Origin of the sequence: Gilliamella sp. B2717 (assembly GCF_026536675.1) — a bacterium.
In the GTDB taxonomy this organism is placed as follows: domain Bacteria; phylum Pseudomonadota; class Gammaproteobacteria; order Enterobacterales; family Orbaceae; genus Gilliamella; species Gilliamella apicola_I.
On record NZ_JAFNNQ010000016.1, the window covers coordinates 1 to 469 of the forward strand.

The window sequence follows — 469 nt, forward strand, 5'->3', positions numbered from 1 at the left end:
GGTGGATTTATTAAAAATTGGAATGCAGGCACACCACGTGACACGCAACGTTATTTATGCAATGTTTGGGCAAAAATCCGGGCAAAACTCAACAGAGAGGGTATTAAAATTTTTGGTTTTAGAGTTGCCGAACCACATCACGACGGCACGCCTCATTGGCATATTTTGGCATTTATGTTACCCGAACATGTAGGACAGGTTCACTACATTATGAGAACGTATGCGCTAGACGAGGACGGCGACGAGCCAGGAGCGCAGGAAAANCCGTTTTAAATTTGTCGATATCGAAAAAGAAAAAGGAAGCGCCACCGGGTACATTGCTAAATACATTTCGAAAAATATTGACGGTTACCAGCTCGACGATGAGATCGATGACGAAACCGGGCAAAATTTGCGAGATATGGCCAGAAATGTTTCTGCCTGGGCGAGCCGTTGGGGAATTCGGCAATTTCAACAGATCGGCGGTGCA

2 protein-coding genes are annotated in these 469 nt (G+C 45.5%); both read left to right on the forward strand.

The annotated features are described in order from the left end of the window. Positions 1-9 precede the first annotated feature (9 nt). Positions 10-273 (forward strand): replication endonuclease, encoded by a 264-nt coding sequence (locus J3U35_RS03190; RefSeq protein WP_416380672.1) that lies wholly within the window; start codon positions 10-12, stop codon positions 271-273. A gap of 10 nt (positions 274-283) precedes the next feature. Next, the coding region (locus tag J3U35_RS11540; protein ID WP_416380673.1) for a hypothetical protein at positions 284-469 on the forward strand (186 nt) is incomplete at its 3' end.